This window comes from Ohtaekwangia sp. (genome assembly GCF_036568665.1).
Classification (GTDB): domain Bacteria; phylum Bacteroidota; class Bacteroidia; order Cytophagales; family Cyclobacteriaceae; genus Ohtaekwangia.
Window position 1 is genome coordinate 1 of the sequence record NZ_DATCSD010000030.1, and the last position, 5,413, is coordinate 5,413.

The window sequence follows — 5,413 nt, forward strand, 5'->3', positions numbered from 1 at the left end:
TGTTGTAGATGGAGCACAAGTTCCACTAAGTTTGCTTTACTCTATCTCCCCTGAAGATATCGCAGACATGACTGTATTGAAAAGTGGTGCTTCTGCTGCATTGTACGGTCCTGATGCTGTAAACGGTGTGTTGGTAGTAACAACTAAAAGAGGTCGTCCTAATCAGGCTCCTACCGTGTCCGTAACATCTTCTTACCAACTTTCACGTGTTGCATACTTTCCTAAACTGCAACACGAGTTTGGTGCAGGTGCAGGTGAAGAGATCGATCAATACGGAAACTATGGATATGTTCCCTATGAGAATCAGTTATACGGTCCCCGTTACGATGGAAGCATCAAGGACATTGGTGTACATGTTGAAGATGGTGATATTCAAAGTGGCCCATACAGCAACCTTCATAAGAATGATAAAAAGAATTTCTGGAATACAGGTTCTATATTCCAGAACAACATCTCTTTGACGGGTAGTGATTATTTCTTGTCAATACAAGATGCTAACATCAAAGGTTTAATGCCTCAGGATAAAAACAGAAGAACAACGATCCGTTTCAATGGCGATAAAAAGATTAACAAATTTTCTGTAAGCTATGGTTTAGGTTATACGCTGCAGAACTCAGATGTTGTTAATGAAAATCAATTACAAAATCTTTTTCAGGGTTCTTACTCAGGTAGTATCATGTTTGCTGTAATGCAAACACCAGATAACGTGCCGTTGCTGGATTACAAGGATCAGAATTATAAGTGGGCAAAATACGGTAACTACTACAACGAGTTTGCTATCAGCCCTTATTGGATCATTAACAACATGCGTTCAAAGAGTAAGTCTAACAACTTGATAGGTAACGCTACATTGGGTTATGAAATAGCTCCTTGGTTAAAAGCAACTGCAAGATTCAATGCATCTGTAAATGATATGAGAACTGACAACATCCAGAATCCATTGGATCCAGGAGATTGGGCAGTGAAAAACAGAAACAGCACTACCTACTTCAGAGCAAAAGGAGCTTTATTTAATGATAACGCTCACGCTTCACTGTTGAACATTGATTACTTCCTGAATGGTAAGACAAATATTACAAACAGCCTTTCAGTAACATACCTCGTGGGGGGTAACTACAGACAAATCAATGAAAAAGATGTAGCGGTAGGTGGTAACAACCTGGTGGTTCCTGGACTGAACAACGTTTCAGTACGCAGCGGTGACGCTAACGTGCCCGGATATGGCTTCGGTTTCCTGATACCGTATAACAACGGTACTAACTATAACTATAGCCTGTTAACAAAGCGTGTCTCCGCTTATGGTACAGTGGGCTTTGGATTTAAAGAGTGGGCATTCCTGGAACTTACAGGGAGAAACGACTGGGACAGCCGTTTGAGCAAAGCCAACAGATCATTCTTCTATCCAAGTGCTAACTTATCATTTGTACTGTCAGATGCAATACCATCACTTAAAGAATCTCCGGTGTCATACTTGAAAGTAAGAGGTGCATATTCAGAAAGTGCGAACGTAAACGTAAACCCTTACTCACTGCAAGCTACTTACTCTCAGCCAGCTGGTTTCCCTTTTGGCAGTGTTGTAGGTTTTACGGCAGGTGCAACTATACCTTCTCCTAATCTGAAACCTGAAACAGTTACAAGTAAGGAAGTTGGTTTGGAAATTGGATTGCTCAACGGCAAATTCGATTTGGAGGCTACGTACTTCAATCAGCAGTGCGATGACCAGATCCTGCAAACATCATTGCCTTCAAGTACTGGTTATACAGTTGGTTTAGCAAACGCTGCATCATTTAACAACAAAGGTGTTGAAATAGACTTCGGTATTGCTCCTTATAAAATTGGTAAAGGTGGTTTAAGCTTTAAGATCAACGCTACCTATAACACAAATAAAGTAACCTCTACGCCAGATGGAAGCCCTGTAGTTATCGGTGGTACTTCTAACTACATCCAGATATCAAGATCATCACCAACAGCGAATAATATTGCTGTAGTAGGGGGCCCTGCATTCCAGTTCCAATTGAGCGACTATGTAAGAGATCCTGAAACAGGAAAAGTTATTGTTGACAGAGTTACCGGTAACCCTTCACAAAGCACAGATCTGGTTGTAACCGGAAGAAGCTTGCCGCTTTGGGTAGTTGGTTTCACACCTACTTATACTATCGGTGGTCTGTCTGTATCAATGACTTGGGATTACAAAGGCGGACATCAGTTTTACTCAGGTCTTGGATCTGATATGGACTTCTCAGGTATATCTGAAAGATCAGCTTCCTACGGCCGTCAACGTTTCGTAATGCCTAACTCGGTTTATAAGGGGGATGATGGCAAATATGTGAACAATACCAATATTCAAGTACAAGACGGTAACTACGGTTTCTGGACTGGATCAACTACGAACACCGCTATTGCAACAAACTACTATGCAAGTGCTGCAGCGTTCCGTTTAAGGGAAGTGAACATTACTTACAACTTGCCTCAAAAGTGGATGGCATCAACCAAGTATATCAAGAAAGCGTCTTTGAGCTTAATTGGAAGAAATCTTTTGTTGCTTGTTCCTAAATCTAACCAGTGGGGCGATCCTGAATTCAACTATAGCTCTGCCGGAAATACCTACGGTTTAGGAAGTGCATTCCAAACTCCCGCTTCAAGAATGTATGGAGCGAGCTTGAATCTTACACTTTAAGAGACAATAAAAAAATTGACAATGAAATACACATATAAGATATTCTTAACTGTGTTTACGCTGGCATCACTGCTAACGGCTTGTGATCTGGACGTAAATGACGATCCGAACAGAGTAACGGAGACTACGGTTACAGGGGAACTCATCTTTCCCGCTGCTGCACATGAAACAGGCCAGAGAATTGCCAGTGGTAACTTCACGTTTTTGAATAACTGGTTAGGTTACTGGTCAGGTTCAGGAACCTTTGCAATTGATGCAACGGAAACTACCTATAATATTACACCTAGTTTCGGAAACGCACTTTGGCAGAACCACTACAATACATTGTTTGATCTTGAACAGGCAAGAGCTAAATCTGAAGCAAGTGGTGACCAGGTTTTAGCAGGCGCTTCTATGATTCTTGCTGCCAGATTGTGGCAGGACCTCGTGGATATCTATGGTAATATACCGTATTCGCAGGCATTCAAGTTTGCTGAGTATCCACAACCTGCTTATGATAAAGGCCAAGATATTTATAACGACCTGCAACAAAAGCTTGATCTTGCTATTAGCTATATGGGCAAGGACGCATTATCTTCTTTTGCAACGGTAGATATCGTAAACAAAGGCGATAAGGCAAAGTGGATCAAGTTTGCAAACACGCTGAAATTAAGATTGTTGATTCGTCAATCAGAAATTAGTGGTTTTGATCCCAGTGCAGAGATAGCAAAGATCAAAGCTAACGGAGGCGTTCTTGGTTCTGGTGAAACAGTATCTGTTAACCCTGGCTATACAAATGCAACTAACAAGCAATCTCCATTCTATGCAAACTATGGCTTAACTGTAAACGGAGCAGATGCTGCGCCTTCTGTAAGAGCAAATGAATACTTTGTTGACATATTGGGTACCAATGAAGATCCAAGATTAACCAGATACTTTACAATGGTTGGAAACAGCGTTGTTGGTACAGTATATGGTCTAGCATCAGGCAACCCGTCAACTGCTTCTGGAGTTGGTCCTGGCTTGGCTACTAGCGCTGATCAAAATCAATGGATATTCACATCGGTTGAAAGTCTGTTTCTGAAAGCTGAAGCGGTGGCAAGAGGTTGGTATGTTGATAATGACACCGATCCGGCAGCAGCTTATGACAAGGCAGTAACAGAATCATTTATATTCCTGAATGTGCCGAATGCCGCATCAGCCGCAAGTACTTATCTGGGAGATTTCCCTTACACTGGCGATATCAAGGATTTGATCTTTCAGAAGTATATTTCTATGGCAGGTATCGCTCCGCTGGAAGCTTGGAGTGACTTGCGAAGATTAGGTTTTGATATCATCCCAGAAGGATACATTACTGTAAATCCTAGTACTGTATCACAGACTATTCCGATCAGATTGCTATATCCTCAAAATGAGTATACAACCAACGCAGCAAACGCGAATGCTCAGGGAGATATCAATCAGTTTACTTCGAAAATATTTTGGGACGTCAATTAATCTGACTACGTATGAAAAAAATAAGTATAAATTATTTCTTCGCAGGGGTGCTTCTGTTATTGGGGGTTGCTGGTTGCAAGGATGAGGATTTTGAGAATGGCAAGATTCAATCTGTTGACAACCAAGGCCACGATCAGAACATGATAAGTACGGCTGTTACCGCCACAAGTAGCTCTGAGTTTATAGCATACTCTGTAGATGCATCAACCACTGAATCAGAAATTCAGCTTATTCCGGTTGTGCTTACTGCAAAAGGTACTGCATCACAGGATATACATGTGAAATTTGTACCTGCCCTTGATAGCCTGGAAAGCTATAACACTGCACACAAAACAGCTTATATAATGCCGGGAGGAGAGGGTACACCTGCCTTTACATTGTTAGATGATGGTGTGGCTACTATCCCCAAAGGTTCAAGTGTTGGTTATTTGAAGATCAAGACCGTTACAAACGATTATTTTGGTGATGATCAATACGCTTTCGCGTATAAGATAGAAAGTGTGCAGGAATCCGGATATTCCATAAGCGGAAACCATAATTTTGGTATTGCTGCTGTAATTCCTAAAAATGATTATGATGGGCTTTATTTATACGGCCCTGGAAAAATCGAAAGATTTACAGCAGGTACACCCAATACCAACGATCCGTTGCAAGGAGATTTCGAAAGTCTTGATGATGCGCCACTGGTTACAACCGGTAAATACTCACTGTTGTTCAAACCTATCTGGGCAGATAATAGTGGCGGTGTAGGTGGTATAGATGGTACCACAATCACTGTGGATCCGGTAGCACAAGCTGACGGAAAGCATTTGGTAACTATGTCAAGTACATCGAATGCAACGCTACATAACATTCCAGGCGAATTTAATGACTATGACCCTGCCACTAAAACCTTCAGATTGGCATTCACCTGGGGGGCCGTTAACAAAAGAAACTTGTGGACGCAGTTAAAGTTTAAAGAACCTAGATAAGCGAAGGCCGAATAAAATGCGAAAGAGGTAAGCTCACATCCGAGCTTACCTCTTTTTGTTTGGATAATGCCAGAATAATTAAGAAAAAATGCATTCATTCAGCACTTTGTATATTTGCGGTGTTATTTCATAACCAACACTAAATTTTAAAATGATCTACATATCCCGCAAAGAACATTTCAACGCGGCACATAAGCTTTATAATCCTCAGTGGACGAAGGAAAAGAATGCCGAAGTTTTCGGCCCTTGTGCTAATGAGAATTGGCACGGACATAATTTTGATCTGATC

At 41.4% G+C, this 5,413-nt stretch carries 4 protein-coding genes; all 4 read left to right on the plus strand.

Features of this window, described 5'->3' with window-relative positions:
* The coding region (locus VIN08_RS01645; protein WP_331959233.1) for a hypothetical protein at positions 1-2,677 on the plus strand (2,677 nt) is incomplete at its 5' end.
* Positions 2,678-2,698: 21 nt separating this feature from the next.
* On the plus strand, positions 2,699-4,153 hold the full coding sequence (locus VIN08_RS01650; RefSeq protein WP_331959236.1) for a SusD/RagB family nutrient-binding outer membrane lipoprotein: 1,455 nt from the start codon (positions 2,699-2,701) through the stop codon (positions 4,151-4,153).
* Positions 4,154-4,164: 11 nt separating this feature from the next.
* Entirely contained in the window at positions 4,165-5,124 is a 960-nt protein-coding gene (locus tag VIN08_RS01655) for a DUF1735 domain-containing protein (RefSeq protein ID WP_331959239.1), read from the plus strand.
* Positions 5,125-5,275: 151 nt separating this feature from the next.
* A partial coding sequence (locus VIN08_RS01660) for a 6-carboxytetrahydropterin synthase (RefSeq protein ID WP_331959242.1) occupies positions 5,276-5,413 on the plus strand: 138 nt, incomplete at its 3' end.

Coding starts and splice junctions, on each gene's coding strand:
- VIN08_RS01650 (WP_331959236.1), top strand. CDS start 2,699: ATGAAATACACATATAAGATATTCTTAACTGTGTTTACGCTGGCATCA.
- VIN08_RS01655 (WP_331959239.1), top strand. CDS start 4,165: ATGAAAAAAATAAGTATAAATTATTTCTTCGCAGGGGTGCTTCTGTTA.